This window comes from Paenibacillus sp. FSL R5-0912, from assembly GCF_000758605.1.
Taxonomy (GTDB): Bacteria; Bacillota; Bacilli; order Paenibacillales; family Paenibacillaceae; genus Paenibacillus_AQ.
This window is the reverse complement of sequence record NZ_CP009282.1, coordinates 7,258,667-7,275,017: the sequence shown is the minus strand read 5'-3', so window position 1 is coordinate 7,275,017 and position 16,351 is coordinate 7,258,667. Positions and strand designations below refer to the sequence as shown.

At 54.0% G+C, this 16,351-nt stretch carries 13 protein-coding genes; all 13 read left to right on the top strand.

What is annotated here, in order from left to right; all coding sequences use genetic code 11:
• Nucleotides 1–7 precede the first annotated feature (7 nt).
• Entirely contained in the window at nt 8–403 is a 396-nt protein-coding gene (locus R50912_RS30900) for a Fur family transcriptional regulator (protein WP_039305505.1), read from the top strand.
• 203 nt (nt 404–606) lie between these two features.
• Nucleotides 607–2,661: a methyl-accepting chemotaxis protein gene (locus R50912_RS30895; RefSeq protein ID WP_052416774.1), complete on the top strand. Its 2,055-nt coding sequence runs from the start codon at nt 607–609 to the stop codon at nt 2,659–2,661.
• A 91-nt stretch (nt 2,662–2,752) separates the two neighbouring features.
• The gene (locus R50912_RS30890; RefSeq protein WP_042240415.1) at nt 2,753–3,565 is read left to right on the top strand and encodes a uroporphyrinogen-III synthase; all 813 of its coding nucleotides are present in this window, start codon (nt 2,753–2,755) and stop codon (nt 3,563–3,565) included.
• Between the two features lie 78 nt (nt 3,566–3,643).
• Nucleotides 3,644–4,276 (top strand): ThuA domain-containing protein, encoded by a 633-nt coding sequence (locus tag R50912_RS30885; RefSeq protein ID WP_042240413.1) that lies wholly within the window; start codon nt 3,644–3,646, stop codon nt 4,274–4,276.
• Between the two features lie 158 nt (nt 4,277–4,434).
• On the top strand, nt 4,435–4,791 hold the full coding sequence (locus R50912_RS30880; protein ID WP_042240409.1) for a phasin family protein: 357 nt from the start codon (nt 4,435–4,437) through the stop codon (nt 4,789–4,791).
• Nucleotides 4,792–6,462, top strand: a complete 1,671-nt coding sequence (locus tag R50912_RS30875; protein ID WP_042240406.1) for an ABC1 kinase family protein — start codon at nt 4,792–4,794, stop codon at nt 6,460–6,462.
• A gap of 424 nt (nt 6,463–6,886) precedes the next feature.
• Nucleotides 6,887–8,803 (top strand): DEAD/DEAH box helicase, encoded by a 1,917-nt coding sequence (locus R50912_RS30870; protein WP_063840087.1) that lies wholly within the window; start codon nt 6,887–6,889, stop codon nt 8,801–8,803.
• A gap of 274 nt (nt 8,804–9,077) precedes the next feature.
• Nucleotides 9,078–10,055: a D-alanyl-D-alanine carboxypeptidase family protein gene (locus R50912_RS30865; protein ID WP_052416773.1), complete on the top strand. Its 978-nt coding sequence runs from the start codon at nt 9,078–9,080 to the stop codon at nt 10,053–10,055.
• A 909-nt stretch (nt 10,056–10,964) separates the two neighbouring features.
• A complete protein-coding gene (locus R50912_RS30855) occupies nt 10,965–11,303 on the top strand; it encodes a DUF3243 domain-containing protein (protein ID WP_039309166.1) in 339 nt (112 codons plus the stop codon).
• Nucleotides 11,304–11,498: 195 nt separating this feature from the next.
• Nucleotides 11,499–12,098 carry a methyltransferase family protein gene (locus R50912_RS30850; protein WP_042240399.1) on the top strand — a complete coding sequence of 200 codons (600 nt, stop codon included), beginning with the start codon at nt 11,499–11,501 and terminating at the stop codon, nt 12,096–12,098.
• Nucleotides 12,099–12,137: 39 nt separating this feature from the next.
• On the top strand, nt 12,138–13,169 hold the full coding sequence (locus tag R50912_RS30845) for an LLM class flavin-dependent oxidoreductase (RefSeq protein WP_042240394.1): 1,032 nt from the start codon (nt 12,138–12,140) through the stop codon (nt 13,167–13,169).
• A gap of 694 nt (nt 13,170–13,863) precedes the next feature.
• Nucleotides 13,864–14,343, top strand: a complete 480-nt coding sequence (locus tag R50912_RS30840) for a glutathione peroxidase (protein WP_042243697.1) — start codon at nt 13,864–13,866, stop codon at nt 14,341–14,343.
• 250 nt (nt 14,344–14,593) lie between these two features.
• Complete coding sequence (locus tag R50912_RS30835) at nt 14,594–16,228, top strand: formate--tetrahydrofolate ligase (RefSeq protein ID WP_042240391.1); 1,635 nt, start codon at nt 14,594–14,596, stop codon at nt 16,226–16,228.
• Nucleotides 16,229–16,351: the final 123 nt, after the last annotated feature.

The window sequence follows — 16,351 nt, the reverse complement described above, 5'->3', positions numbered from 1 at the left end:
GATAAAGATGAGAACGCTGAACTTAACCTCTCAACGTCAGGCCGTGTATGATATCGTCCGTAATTCCCATGACCATCCTACTGCTGCCGAGGTAATGAACCGGCTTGTAGAGCAGGGGCATAACCTGGCCTATGGGACCGTCTATAATTCATTGCGGTATCTTTCGGATAAACAAATGATCCGTGAACTGAAGCTCGGAGAGGCAGCCAGCAGATATGATGCCCGTCTGGACGACCATCAGCATATTATCTGTGAAATCTGCGGTGCCGTGGATGAAGTGATGAGTCAGGTTCCGCAGGCGTGGATCGACACGGTAGCGGAGGATACGGGGTATTCAATCACCCATACACATGTTGTATTTGGAGGCGTATGTCCAGCCTGCCGGAATAAGAATTCGCACTAGTGAAAAGAATAAATATAACAAAAGACCGTTTTCATAAAAACGGTTTTTTGCTATGTATCTATGAAAATTATTAAGCAACATATGAGAATAATAATGAATTCTTGAAGAAAAGAGGATTTCCAGCGGCGATATTTAATTATATATTGAGTCTGCAGATTTATCGTGCTTAAGACCCATAAAGAAAGAGAGTGTGAGCCCATCATATGAATAAAAAGGCGCGTCTGACCATCCGCACGAAGCTAATTCTTACATATTTGCTTGTTTTGCTTGTACCTAGCATCATTATAGGCTGGCTGACCTATCAATCTGCCAGCAGTGAAGTCGGGGAGCAGCTCACCCAAAATGCCACGGAAAGTGTAGTGGCGGTTAACGAGATTATCGATGCAAACATTCAATCCAAAATTGCTGATATTAACTACTTTGCTGCACAGCTCACGGCGGACACTATTAACAATGAAGCGGCGGGGGCGGCCGCGCCTGTACTGGAGGCCAGACTTAAGGAGTATGCCAAACTGCATTCCGATGTACTTGATATTTATGCCGGAACCAGTAAAGGCAAGGGTATCCGTGCGGCCGATATCCAGCTGCCGGACGGCTATGACCCGCGCAAGGAGAACGCTTATATCAATGCCCTTAAGCATGGCAGCGGGATTGTGATCTCTCCGGTATTTCAGACCGTGAATAAAGAGTCGGCCATTGCTATTTCAGCAGTGCTCGAAGGCGGGAACGGGGTAGTGGGTCTGGATCTGAACCTGTCTTCGCTGGCTGATCTGACAGATATCAAGGTAGGCGAAGAAGGCTATATACTAATTATCGACAGCAGCAAGAAATTCCTGGTTCACCCGACTGAGACTATTGGCGAGGAGTCCTCGCTTGATTTCGTGAAGCAAATGTTCGAAGGTGAGAGCGGCAGCTTTGATTATGACTATAAAGATTCATCCAAGAAGATGACCTTCATGGTGAATGAGCTGACCGGCTGGAGAATCGGGGGGACGATCAGCAAGAATGAGATTACCCGTGCGACGAGTGATATCCGGGAGACGGTATTCATTGTAATCTCTGTTTCTGTACTGCTGGCGCTGGTCCTTATCTACCTCAATGTCTCATCGATCCTGAAGCCGCTGGTGCGGCTGCGCAGAGCGACAGAGCTAATCGCCGGGGGCGATCTGTCGCAGGATATCGGGGACTTCCGCAGAGATGAGATTGGCCTGCTGGCTGAGAATTTCCGCCTGATGGTCGGCAATCTGCGGCAGATGATTATCGGTGTACAGGAGATGACCGACAATGTCTCCTCATCCGCAGAGGAACTGACAGCGGGGGCCGAGCAGACTACCAAAGCGATAGAGCATGTTACGATAGCGATTCAGGAGGTAGCGGCCGGAACAGAACGCCAGGTTAACAGTGTCAATAAAGGAATGATAAGTACGGCTGCCACTACAAGCGAAGTAGAGCATATTTCGGGGTTTATGGAGCAAGTATCGGCGATGATGGACAAGACCTCGCTCTCTGCTTCGGAGGGGAATGAATCTGTAATCAGCGTAGTCGATAAGATCAACGGGATTCATGAAACGGTAGAGGAGCTGGGCGGGGTCATTGATAAGCTTAATGAGCGGACCGGACAGATCCAGGGGATTGTCGGTGTAATTACCGGGATCTCGCGGCAGACCAACCTGCTGGCCCTGAATGCTTCCATTGAAGCGGCCAGAGCAGGCGAGCAGGGCCGCGGCTTCGCGGTTGTGGCTTCAGAGGTGCGCAAGCTGGCTGAAGAATCAGAGAAGTCGGCAAGGATGATCTCCGAACAGATTACTTCCATTAATGCGGAGATGATCCAGGCTACAGCTACCATGGAGTATGCGAAGAACCGGGTATCCGAAGGCATTATGGCGGTCGATACGACCGGACGCTCCTTCTCACGGATCCGCAGGGCGGTTAAAGGGGCGGCGGAGAAAATTGAAGCGATGAATGGAGCTGTGCATACGCTGACGGAAGAAGCGGATAGTATGGAGAAGGCCATCGGAGAGATCCGCGGGATCACCGAGGAGGCGGCAGGCAATACCGAAACTATCTCTGCTGCTGCCCAGCAGCAGCTGGCATCAGTGGAAGAGATCGCGTCTTCCTCGGCAGATCTGAGCCATCTTGCCGATGAACTGCAGCGGCTGGTCGGCAAATTCAAATTATATCCGGGAAATCAGGCTCCGGGTGCAGCGGATACCGTCCGGCAAGGTAGCGGTGGTTCCGGAGACCAGCGGAGTTCCTGAAGCTAAAAATGCGCTGCGGTCTTCCCTTTTACCTCCTTTTGCAAGTATACTGATAAGCAATAATATGGGGTGACGAAGGAGAGAAGCATTCATGGCAGAGCAATTGAAGGGCATTACCATTGCCCTGGCGGGTCCGCGCAAGGCGGAAGAAATGGCAAAGCTGATACAGAATATGGGTGGGACTGCGCTGCACCGTCCCGCCCAGGGGACGTCATTTCTGGATGATGCTGCACTGCGTGACGGGCTGACCGCCTGGACAGACCAGCCGCCGGACCTGGCAGTTCTGACGACCGGAATGGGACTCGACGCATTGTTCGAGATGGCCGCGAAGCTGGAGCTTGCGGACCGCTTCCTGGAAGTTCTCTCCGCTTCACCTATTGCTGCGCGCGGCTATAAGACAGTCAATGCCTTGAAGAAGCGGGGGCTGGAGCCCGTGGTGCGCGACGATGACGGCAGCACCAAAGGGCTGATCCGCGGTTTGCAGGATTGGGATTTACAGGGCAAGCGGGTCAGACTGCAGCTGCACGGAGAGTCCGCCCCGCATCTGGTCCAGTGGCTGGAGCATGCGGGAGCAGAGGTCAGCTGGGTACAGCCGTACCGGTACACGCAGCCGGAGCCAGGAGCGTTGGCCCTGCTGCTGGCGGATATTACAGAAGGCCGGGTGAATGCGGTAGCCTTCACAAGTGCTCCGCAATTCCGTTTCCTGGCGCAGTATGCGCGGGACCAGGGCAGGCTGGAAGAACTCGTTCAGGCATTCGAGGATAAGGTGCTGGCTGTATCTGTCGGCCGTCTTACCTCTGAAGCCCTCAAGGAAGAGGGCGTGAAGCGGATCATTATGCCGGAGCATGAACGGATGGGCAGCATGTTCGTAGAGCTGGGCCGGTATATCGCGGCTTCCCGGTAACCGGTAGCACCCGGCCGGGCGGCACAGGAATAGGCAACGTTCCACTACAAAGATAAAGAAATAAGGAGGAGGAGACCCATGGATAAGAGAAAATGCCTGTTACTTGGCGATTATACCCACCCGAGGTTTCACCCGCTGCAAGGCGTAGACAAGCAGGTCAGCGAGATTCTGAATGATCTTCTGACCGTACAGTGCTCGGAGAATAAAAAGCTGCTGTTAAGCGAACATTTGGCAGGATATGATCTCTGCATTGCATATAACGAATTATGGAACGAAACCGTATCTCCCCAGCAGACGGCGGGTTTGCTGAGTTATGTAAGCGGCGGCGGCGGCCTGATTGTCCTGCATACCGGTGTTTCGCTGGCGAAGCGGTATGAGCTGGCACATCTGATCGGCGGCAGATTCACCGGACATCCTCCCTATACACCGCTGAATTTCAAGGTGCGGGAACATGATATCACCGAAGGCATTGAGGATTTCCAGCTCGATGAAGAGCCGTACCGTTTCGAGTTCGACCCCTTCACCGATAAGAAGATTCTGCTTGAATATGAAGCGGACGGGGAATTGCTGCCTGCGGCCTGGTGCCACAGCTACGGTCAGGGACGGGTTGTCTATCTGATGCCCGGCCATCATGAGCCGTCGTTCCGACATCCGGCAGTCCGCCAGCTGATTCTGCGCGCAGCCACCTGGGCGGCACGGATTCCCAGATAACCCGGACTTTTATGAAAGACAGTATATATTTTCGGTGTCCCCGCAAAGTACCTGAGTAATCATCGAAGATTTGGCCCCACTTTGTGGGGTTATTTTGTGAATTGGCCCGCTAAGGGGTATACTCTAACCATAACTGGAATCTTTGGGAGGGAAGTACCATGAGTGATTTGTTCAAGAAAGCAATCTCTTTAGGAGTGGGCCTCACCATTGTCAGCAAGGAAAAGGTTGAAAAGGTCGTAGATGAACTCGTCAAGCGGGGCGAGCTTGCGCCATCGGAATCCAAGGCACTGGTTGACCGGCTGGTGGAGCGCGGTGAAGAAGAACGCGGTACCTTCAAATCCGCTGTACATGAGCAGGTTCAGAAGGTGCTAAGGGAGCTCAAGGTGCCTGTTCAAGGAGACATTGCCGGACTGGAATCGCGCATCGCTGTGCTTGAGCGCCGCGTGGCCGAGCTGGAGGGCCATACGGCTCCCCGCACCCAGGAGGATGTCGTGCCGGAAACGCACACGGAATAAATGGCAGTCCGCATAAGACATGCCGGCCGGTACCGGGCAATAGCCATGGCGCTTATGCGTCATGGCTTCGGCTATATGGTGGAGGAACTGGGCCTTTATCATCTTCTGTCCCTTCCGCGCCGGATTATTACGCAGGAGGTTCACGAAAGTGTAACACTCGGGGAGCGGATCCGCCGGGTGCTGGAGGATCTGGGGCCGACGTTTGTCAAATTGGGCCAGCTCGCCAGTACACGTTCCGATCTGCTGCCGGATTCAATTATACAAGAGCTTATTAAGCTGCAGGACAATGTGCCGCCGTTCTCGGCGGAGACGGCCCGCAATATTATCGAGCAGGAACTCGATCAGCATATGGATGCGGTCTTTGAGTACTTCGAGAACAATCCGCTTGCTGCAGCTTCCATCGGTCAGGTGCACCGGGCCGTCCTGCACGGCGGCCAGAGTGTCGCGGTCAAGATTCAGCGTCCCGGTGTCATGCGGACCATGAGCCGGGATCTTGAAATTCTGCTGGATTTAAGCGTCCTGGCTGAGCGGAAGATGGACTGGGCCAAACAATACGGATTAACCCGGATGGTCGAGGAGTTCTCCCGTGCCCTGATGGCCGAGCTTGATTATGCCCAGGAAGGGCGCAACGCCGAACGTATAGCCGGGCATCTGTCTGCCCAGGATAATGTATATATACCGGCCATCTATTGGGATTTCAGCTCCACACGGGTGCTGACGATGGAATACGTGGACGGAATTACGCTGAACCGCCGGGATGAGCTACTGAACAAGGGCGTCAAGCTCAAGACTATTGCCCAGCAGCTTGTAGAGATGATGCTGAACCAGATTTTTATCCATGGCTTCTTTCATGCCGATCCGCATCCGGGCAATGTCATGGTGCTGGAGGACGGCAAGCTGGCTTTGATTGATTTCGGGATGGTCGGGCGGCTGAGCGAGGAAATGAAGGATGGGCTGTCCGCGCTCGTGATCGCACTGATGCGCAAGAATACCGATTCGATGGTACGTGCCATTCTGCGGCTGGGTGTGATTCCGGAGGATGCCGACCGTATGGCACTGCACGATGATATGGACCGGCTGCGGGAGCAGTATTATGATATCCCGTTCAAGCAGGTCAGCATCGGCAAGGCGCTGAATGATCTGTTCAGCATTGCCCGCAAGCACCAGCTGGTTATTCCGCCCGATCTCGCGATGCTGGGTAAGACGATGCTGACGCTGGAGGGCATGGTCGCCAGCCTCGATCCGGCCTTCAGCATAGTGCAGATGGCCGAGCCGTTCGGCAGGCAACTGGTGAAGCAGCGATTCAGCGGAAGCCGGCTTCAGCGCAAGCTGCTCGGCGGAGTAGCCGATCTTGCCGAGAGTCTGGTGGAGCTTCCTGCCCAGGCCCGGCAGCTCTCCGCGCTGCTCAGCAAGGGGAAGCTCAAGGTGGAGATTGGGGTCCCTGAGCTCCAGAATCTGGAGCACAAGTTCAGCCGGGTCGGCAACCGGCTCTCCTTCAGTATCGTGCTGCTGGCCTTCAGCATTATTATGGCCGGTCTAATTGTGGCTTCCTCTCTGCGCGGCGAGCCTTCGCTGCTCTGGGATTTCCCCATCGTGGAGATCGGCTCCGTCATCGCTATGCTGATGATTGTATGGCTGCTGTTCTCGATATTCAAATCAGGAAGATTCTAGCGGGATAAGCCCGGGAAATAATTATTCTTCCCCAGATGCACACAAGCTACGCGAAATCAAGTACAATATATTAAGATAACTTGCCCAAAATTAAAGTGTAATGGAACGCAAATGGAGTGCCGTCTGAATGTCCGGTGGATCGCTGCTGCCCCAGAAACCGAACTTCGACTGCAGCCTTGCGGGCCAGTGGAACGGAAGGGCTCCGGCAACGGGGTTCTTCCGCTTTTGTTTGATACGGATACCTGAGAGCGATAACTGGACTGGCTGTCCTGGCACAGCACACTATGCAGGACGGTGCAGCCGTTGCCGCCTGATAACGGGCTTATGCCGCAGGCCAAGCCTTGTGAATGCGTACATTACTCCGATAAATGGATGAATATAAGTTATGAAGTGAAAACTTAGGGAAAATAGTGAGGTGGAGCAATTGCCGGGTTTTAAAGAATTAGGAGTTTCTGAAGTACTAAACGATCTGCTCAAGGGGCAGGGAATCGTGAAACCGACGCCGGTGCAGGAAGAAGCGATCCCGCCGCTCGTAGAGGGTCTGGACGTTATCGCCCGTGCTAAGACGGGAACAGGGAAGACGCTGGCTTTCCTGCTGCCGATTATGGACAAGATCCGGGTAGAGGCGGCTTATCCGCAGGCGCTTATTCTTGCGCCGACGCGTGAACTCGCACTGCAGATTACCGAAGAAGCGCGCAAGCTGGCGCGGCATACGGGAGTGAAGATTCTGGCAGTCTATGGCGGACAGGATGTGGAGAAGCAGCTCCGCAAGCTGGAAGGCGGCAGACATCTGATTATCGGAACGCCGGGACGGCTGCTGGATCACCTGCGCCGGGAGACGCTGGACCTTGGCGGCGTGAAGATGCTGGTGCTGGATGAAGCGGACCAGATGCTCCACATGGGCTTCCTGGAGGATGTAGAGACGATCATTACGGCTGTGCCTTACCGCCGCCAGACGATGCTGTTCTCTGCGACAATACCGGACCCGATCAAACGGCTGGCTGCGAATTATATGAAAGAACCGCTCGATATCATTATCAAGAGCGGGTCTCCAATTCCGCTGGACAATATCCGCCAGCAGGTGGTGGAATGCTCTGACCGCAATAAGGAAGAAGCGCTTATTGCCCTGATTGAGCGGGACCGTCCGTATCTGGCTATTATTTTCTGCCGGACCAAACGCCGGGCCATCAAGCTGAACGAAGCGCTGCAGGCAGCCGGGTATGACTGCGACGAATTGCACGGCGACTTGTCCCAGGGCAAACGCGAAGCCGTCATGAAGCGGTTCCGCGATGCCAAGCTGCAGCTGCTGGTTGCTACGGATGTAGCAGCCCGCGGGCTTGATGTGGAAGGCATCACCCACATCTTCAACTACGATCTTCCGCTGGATGCGGACAGCTATATTCACCGGATCGGCCGCACGGGCCGCGCCGGAGGCAAGGGCCTTGCGATCACGTTCTCTTCGCCGCGTGAACGCGCCGGGCTCGAACTGATCGAGCACGGCATTTCCCAGCGGCTGGACCGCCGCCGGTACGAGAAGGATGAATTCGGCGTTGGCGAATTCACCTCTGTGCAAGGCGGCGGCTCGCCGCGCGGCGGGCGGCAGAGCGCAGCGCCTGAAGCGGCGCGCGCTGGACGCGGCGGCCGCGGGCAGGGCCGCAGCGGCGGTGCTCCGCGCGCGGAAGCCGCAGGGCGTCCGGGCGGACGCGGACGCGGCGGCAAGGAAGCAGGCGGCTGGGGTGCGCCTGCGGAAGGCGGAAGCCGCAGCCGTAAGGACGCGGCAGGCGGTGGCGGCAAGCGCAGCGCGTACAGCGCGGCTGCGGCTCCGCGGGGCGGCGACTCCGCCGGCAAGAGCGCGGCGAAGCCAAGACCGGGCGGCGGCTACGGCGCCTTCGCCAGCGGCGGCGACAGCAGCCCGGCTCCGGGTTATGCCGCTGGAGCGAATGCCGCAGGCGGACGCGGCGGCAATAAGGGTGGCGGTGCCAGAAGCGGCGGCCCGAGCAGCGGCTACAGCACCAATGTATCCAGAGGCGCGGATGCCGGCGGATTCAGCTATGGTGCTTCGAAGGGCGCCGGCTCCGGTGCCGGGTACAACCCGGGCGGAGCGAAGTCGAGCCCGAAATTCCGGGCGCATGTAGCCCGCAGCAATGAAGGCGGCGGCTCAGGCGCGCCCGCTACCAAGGGCGGCGGCTCACGCGGCGGTTATAGTGCCGGCGGCGGCTCCAAGGGCGGCAAAGGCGGCTTCAGCTCGGGCGGACGCAGCAGCGGCGGAACCTCATCGCGCGGCGGACGCAGTGGCGGCTCCGGCGGCGGTTCACGCGGCGGACGCGGCTCATCCAGATAAAGGCGCTTTACATTCATAAGTGAAACTTGTTACCATAGGGCGGTTAGCGTATCGGCTAATTGTTCTATGGTAATATTTGTTTTAAGGGGCTACTGCACATTTATCAGCCCGGACTGAAACATTTCGGCCCTTCAGCCTGTCTAATAAATGCATGAACAGCTCCGCTTCACATCAGAAGAAGATCTGTACGGGAAGCTGGCATAGCTTAGCATTCATGTTTACCAGACTAAGCTTTTGGGAAGAATACAGATTTTTAGGAGGAACGAAACTGCATATGTCCAGAACTACCAAGATTGTCATCATGTTCATCGTTGTCATTGCTGTCGGCTGGGGAATCGGGAAGTATACTAGCCCATCCGCTTCCCGGGAAGACGGAACGAATATAAATACAGGTACCGATCTCGGGGCAGGGCCGGGTACGGCGCCGGAGACTTCAGCACTGCCAAACGCAGATCCGGACAGCCAGGAGCAGGGCTCCGGCAATAATACAGGGGCTGAGCCAGAGCCGGCTGTAACTGAAGCCCCGGCGGATTCAACGAGCGGGGAGAATAATGCGGCCGGGGCTCCGGAACCAACGGACAGGCCTGCCCCTACGGACAAGCCTGCCCCTACGGATAAGCCGGCGGCTACGGATTCGGGCAGTAATGGTGACGCAGAGATGGTTGCCGCCGAACCGGAGAGTATCGCGGTCATGGTTAATAAGCAGTACAGATTGCCTGACAAATATAAGCCGGCCGATCTGGTCTATCCTGATGTGCCTTTTATTTTCTCGGAGAAGATCGAGAAGCGGATGCTGCGGCGTGAAGCTGCCACGGCGCTGGAGGAGATGTTTGCCGGAGCGAAGAAGGACGGTATTTATCTGGCCGGCGTATCCGGCTACCGTTCGGAAGCGACCCAGAGAAGGCTGTTCAATAACTATGTAGCCCGGGATGGTGAAGAGAAAGCCCGTACCTACAGTGCGTTGCCCGGACACAGCGAGCATCAGACGGGTCTGGCGATAGACCTGTCCGGCAGTGATGGCAAATGTGCGGCCGAAAGCTGCTTTGCCGGTACGAAGGAAGCTGAATGGCTTGCGGATCATGCCGCTGAATACGGATATATTATACGGTTCCTCGAAGGCAAGCAGGCGATCACCGGATATATTTATGAGCCTTGGCATGTCCGTTATGTAGGGAAGGAGATTGCCGCGTCCGTATCGGAGAGAGGGATTACCCTCGAAGAATATTATGATGCCGTTCCGGTGTCGAATTAATGTGAAATCGATGTACAGCCGGCCCCATGGTTCACGGGGTCTTTTTGTGGTTTTATTCTATATTCTATCCTTCACCCTCTGAATAGTTGGACTTCCGGGCGTCTGCTATTGCCGTAATGCCATATTTACGTATTTACGTATTTACCGTGGTTGCTGTAGTTGTCGTTGGAATTCACCGAATCATCAGCTATCTGGGGCAGAAATAGAGTAACTTTATACAAAATCCTGCCCAAAATACAACATTTCCCTCATCCTATCGGCGCAAGTCCAAAATGTTGTATAAAAGGAAGGATTTCACTGTGTTCAAGGGGTTTATCAGGATTATTCTTGTATTTTTATACGAAAATCCGCCCGAACGCCCTGCTATCAAGGAATCAAAGTTGCAGAACGTACAACATTTATGTCTACAGAGCTTCCTAAGAGTCTTTCTGCCGGCAACGAATCAAGCTTATGGAATTGATGTATTCCTCCAGTCCCACACAGCAGCTGAACGGTAGTTGTAGGGTTGTTGCTAAATGGGGTTTATATAGTTGAATAGCTGAACCTGACGCAAGCGGACTGAGAAGCGCTTATTTCTCCATTAATCATCATATTGGCGCCGAAGCGGACTGAGATTCCGTTATCATATGTGTTTTTGTCTGAAATGAGGATCTGCGGATATATAAGGGATTCTGAGTCCGCTTGATCTGCAAATACGGCCGTTCTGCCCGAATAAGCGATTCTCAGTCCGCGTCACTAGCAGCCCGTGCCAGGAGAGTACTGACAAGTTCCAGTCTGCGCAGGAAGGCGGTGTGTCACGGGATGATGATCAATCCTACTATATCCTTCGGCGGGCTTCGTTTGGTTCACCCGCGGGGCCTCTGGTTAATTAGTGGGAAACCGCACACTAATAAATGGGAGGTGTTCTGTATGTCTGAACATAATCATGTGGTGAGCAAGGACGGAAGTGTGACGATGCACCGGGTGAACGATGCGCTGGACCGGATTGAGCCGGGGCAGAAGGAAATGATCCTGAACAATTTCGAGGATTTCAAAAGCTACTTGGGAAAGCGCATCCACCTAGCGCAGAAAATCGGGCTCAGCGATGAGCAGCTGGCTGTGGCTGCCGAGAAAATCGCCGATTATCTGGCGGCGTACGAAGAGCCCCGCAACAGTGAGGAGAAGCTGCTGCTGGAATTGTGGAAGGCCGGAAACAAAGAAGAGCGCCACCGGCTGGCGCATATGCTGGTGAAGATGGTGCAGCATTAAGAGGTAGCCAGTATATTCTTAAATGATGAACACCAGCGGCTTATCAGCTATCCCGCTTCAGCTTAGGCGGTTCCGTGACGGTAACGGGACCGCCTTTTCATCTGCGCGGAAGGCTTTTGACAAGTAAATGGTTAGGGGATACAATTAATTTAATATATGATCAACTATTCATATGTTTGAGGGAGTGAATTTATAATGGGTACTCTTAATATTTTATCCCTGATTGTATTCTGTATTTTCCTGGTTTCTTATGTGTTAAAGCTTGTGATTCTGTACAGAAAGAACAGCATTAAGGCCAATGTGCTGGCCAAAGGCAAGAAAAGCTCCGGAATAAAATTAACAGAACGATTAGTTAAAATAGCTACATTCATTTGGGGGGCTACATGGTTCTCTATGTCATTAGCTGAACCTTATTTTGTCGATTTTATAGGCTGGCATTATAATCTTCCGGTTGTTAACTTCGCCGGTGTGGGTATAGTTAGTTTAGGATGTGCAGTGTTCATTCTCGCTATGACATCAATGCGTACCTCATGGAGAGTCGGGATAGATAAGTCTGCAACGACTAAGCTTATCACCCGGGGGGTGTATAGATATAGCCGGAACGTTGCTTTTGTCGGCTTTGATCTTATGTTCTCGGGTTTGTATTTGATGTATCCCAATTTCTTGACCCTGATCATTCTGGTGCTTAACGTTCTAGCTATTCACCTGTTGATACTGCAGGAAGAGAAACATCTAAGACTTGTATTCGGACAGGAATATGATGATTACTGCCGCAAAACTCCAAGATATATTTAAAGCCGAAGACAAAATCCAACCCATTGGAGCTGATCCTATATGAAATTAAGCATTCTGGATCAATCGCCGGTGTCTGAAGGGAGCTCGCCTGCGGAGGCACTGGCCCAGACAGCATTGCTGGCCCGCGAAGCAGAGCGTCTCGGGTATCACCGCTTCTGGGTTGCTGAGCATCACGCGGCGCCCGGACTGGCCGGCTCCAGTCCGGAGGTGCTGATGGCTCATCTGGCTGCTGTAACTTCGGAGATCCGCATCGGCTCAGGAGCTGTGCTGCTCCCGCATTACAGTGCTTACAAGGTCGCCGAGAACTTCCGCGTCATGGAAGCCTTGTATCCCGGGCGGATCGATCTGGGTGTGGGCAGAGCAGCAGGCGGCAGTGCGCTGTCCGCCAGGGCGCTGCAGGATAACCGTGTGAATCCTGAGGATATAGACCGTTATGAGCAGCAGCTTAAGGAGCTCATTGCTTTTCTGCATGAGTCTGATGAGACAGGGGCTGTGGAACCTCCACACCGCTATGCCGGACTGCAGGCTACACCTGCCGTGAGTACAGCACCGGAAATCTGGCTGCTGGGTTCAAGCAGTGCCAGTGCGGCGCTCTCCGCCCGGCTGGGGACCGGATATGCCTTTGCCCGGTTTATCAACGGGAACGGGGGTGCGGAAGCGGTGCGGGAGTATGCGGATAGCTTCGCTCCATCCCGTGCTGCTGCAACGCCACAATCGCTGGTGGCAGTTTTTGCTGTCTGTGCCAGAACCTCTGAGGAAGCCGACCGCCTGGCCGCCAGCATGGATCTGTCGCTGGTACTGCTGGAGAAAGAGCATCTCTCCACCGCCACTCCTTCTGTAGAAACTGCTATGAATTATACATATACACCTTATGACAGGTTCTCCATTAAGGATAACCGTAAGCGGATGGTCGTAGGGTCGCCGAGGGAAGTCAGGGAGCAATTGCAGGCGCTGGCGGAGGAATATCAATGCGGGGAGCTGATGATTTCATCGCATATTCACAGCTTTGAGGATAAGCTGGCATCCGTCCGGCTTATTGCCGAAGCCTGCGGGCTGACGCGAAGGGTGTAGCTTTCCAGGGACGCTGGATATGAAGCTGAAGAGCATAATTGTACCCTAAATCCGCTGAAAGTGGGCTGGCTGTGAAGGTAAACGAGAGCCCAATGTATGCGGAAAACCGAGTACAATGTGTCACTGCGGGGTAAACGAGCCCAATGTATGCGGAAAACCGAGTACAATGTGTCACTGCGGGGTAAACGAGCCCAATGTATGCGGAAAACCGAGTACAATCTGTCACTGCGAAGGTAAACGAGCCCAATGTACTTGAAAAACCGAGTACAATGTGTCACAGCGAAGGTAAATGAGCCCAATGTACTTGAAAAACCGAGTACAATGTGTCACTGCGGGGTAAACGAGCCCAATGTATGCGGAAAACCGAGTACAATCGGTGCGTCACTGCAAAGGTAAACGAGCCCAATGTATGCGATAAACCGAGTACAATGTGTCACTGCGGGGTGAACCAGCCCACTGTACTCGATAAACCGAGTACAATGCGGCCCAAAGTGGGCTGCTCACTTAACGATTATCCTTGCTGCTGCCATCCGCAACGCAATCGGAGCCTGAAATTTTGTATCACGCTGCCAATAGGATAAAATAAAGAGGAATGCCCGTAGTGATGCATGAGCTGCATAAGCCGCATAAGGGCATGGACTCTATAAGCCGCCAGGGTAAATACGAACATACAGCCGAAAGGAAGCGAAGCAGGATGTCGATCTATAGTTTTGCCGGAGTCACACCTTCGGGTACAGAAGTGGCGTTTAAGGACTATGAGGGCAAGGTGCTGCTGATCGCCAATACGGCCAGCAAGTGCGGGCTTACCCCGCAATACGGAGATTTGCAGAAGCTGTACGAGCAATACGGAGATCAAGGGCTTGTTGTGCTGGGGTTCCCCTGCAACCAGTTTGCCGGACAGGAGCCGGGTACCAGTGAGGAAGCAGAAGCCTTTTGTCAGATCAATTACGGCGTTACTTTCCCGGTGTTTGCCAAGGTAGATGTGAATGGGCCGGAGGCAAGCCTGCTGTTCCAATATTTGAAGGGCCAGCAGCCGGGTGACGGGGAGAGCAGCGATATCCAGTGGAACTTCACGAAGTTTCTGGTAGACCGCAGCGGTAATGTGGTGGCGCGTGTGGAGCCGAAGGAATCACCGGAGAGTATGAAGGACCTTATTGAATCTCTGCTGAAATAAGTATGTCTTGTCACAAAATAGTCCGCTCCCGGATTTGGTGCACGCGCACCCTGTCCGGGGGTTTTTTTGATATCTAAGCAAGCCGTTTCTGCTTGGCTGTATAGACGGAAGTATCCCCCGTATGAAAATTATCCTTGAATCTTTTCAGAGACACTGTATCCTTTGAAGAGGAATGTTTCACTCATCTACGGAGATTGCATAAAGAATTATGGGGTGCAGGATAATAACGGCAGGAGGGTTTCATAAAGGCATGAGGTTAATAACAGAGGTAGCATCGGCAGCAGGAATCAATGAAGAGCATCTGGAGTTGTATGGTAAGTATAAAAGCAAACTGTCGCCGTCCCTGTGGGCAGAGCTGAAGCACAAACCGGACGGCAAGCTGGTCCTGGTTACGGCAGTTAACCCTACACCGGCGGGTGAAGGCAAAACCTTGACGACCATCGGATTATCCCAGGCGCTGAATGTGGCGGGAATCAAGACGGTAGCGGCACTACGTGAACCTTCGCTTGGACCCTGCCTGGGCATGAAGGGCGGCGCAACCGGCGGAGGCAAGGCGCAGATTGTTCCGGCAGATGAGATCAATCTGCATTTCACCGGGGATATCCATGCGGTGACCTCTGCGCATAACCTGCTCTCCGCGATGATCGATAATCATATTTTTCAGGGCAACGCCTTGAACCTGGACTCGCAACGGATAGTTTGGAAACGTGTGATGGATATGAATGACCGCAGCCTGCGGAATATTGTGACCGGTCTTGGCGACGGCAACGGGACGGTGCGGGAGAGCGGCTTCCAGATCACGACGGCTTCAGAGATTATGGCTGTGCTGTGTCTCTGCAATGACCTCGCGGATCTCAAAACACGGCTGAGCCGGATGCTGATCGGTTATGATACGCTGGGACAGCCAATAACCGCCAAGGATATAGGAGCTGTAGAGGCGATGACTGCACTGCTCAAGGAAGCGGTCAAGCCTAATCTGGTGCAGACGATTGAAGGCACGCCCGTGATTGTGCATGGCGGACCCTTCGCTAATATTGCCCACGGCTGCAGCAGTGTAATCGGAACCCGCTATGCCCTGAAGCTCGCAGACGTGGTAGTGACTGAAGCGGGCTTTGGCGCAGATCTTGGTGCCGAGAAGTTCATGGATATTAAATGCCGCCAGGCCGGCCTGACCCCTTCTGCCGCAGTGCTGGTGGTTACAGTGAAATCACTGAAATATAACGGAGGCGTCCGCAAAGAAGAGCTGTATGCCGGCAACCGGGCGGCGCTGCTCTCCGGATTGTCCAATATGGAGCGCCATATTGAGAATCTTGGCAAATTCGGTGTGCCTGTACTCGTTGCCCTCAATCACTTTGAAGGAGATGCCCCGGCGGAGATTAACGATGTGCTGGAGGCCTGCCGCCGGCTGGGTGTGCCTGCGGCTATCTCCAAGGTATGGGCCGAGGGAAGCGCAGGCGGGCTGGAACTGGCGCAGGAGCTGAAGAAGCTGCTGGACCGGGAAGAAGCCGTAAAGTTCGCGCCGCTGTATGAAGACAACCTGGATATCCCGTCCAAAATCAATAAAATCGTCACCGAAATCTACCATGGCGCAGAAGTGGCCTTTTCTCCGGCAGCCAAACGCAGTTTGGCTGTGATTGACAGGCTGGGCCTGCACCAGCTTCAGGTCTGTATGGCCAAAACGCCATATTCCTTCTCTGATCAGCCGAGGCTGCTTGGAGCACCGGAAGGCTTCACCATGGGTGTCCGGGATATTACGCTGTCCCTTGGCGCAGGTTTTGCTGTAGTCATCACAGGGAACATTGTCACAATGCCGGGACTTCCCGCCAAACCAGCCGCAGAAGGGCTGCAGGTTGATGAAGATGGTGTGATTTCCGGTTTAGAATAAAAGGTTTTTTGGCCGCAGGCAGGCGGCAGCCATCCATCCATTAGATAGAGCCTCACTTGTTCCGCAGAAGGTTTGCGGTAAAGTGGGGCTTTTTTTGCTGCAAAGATTAGAATTTATACAGTT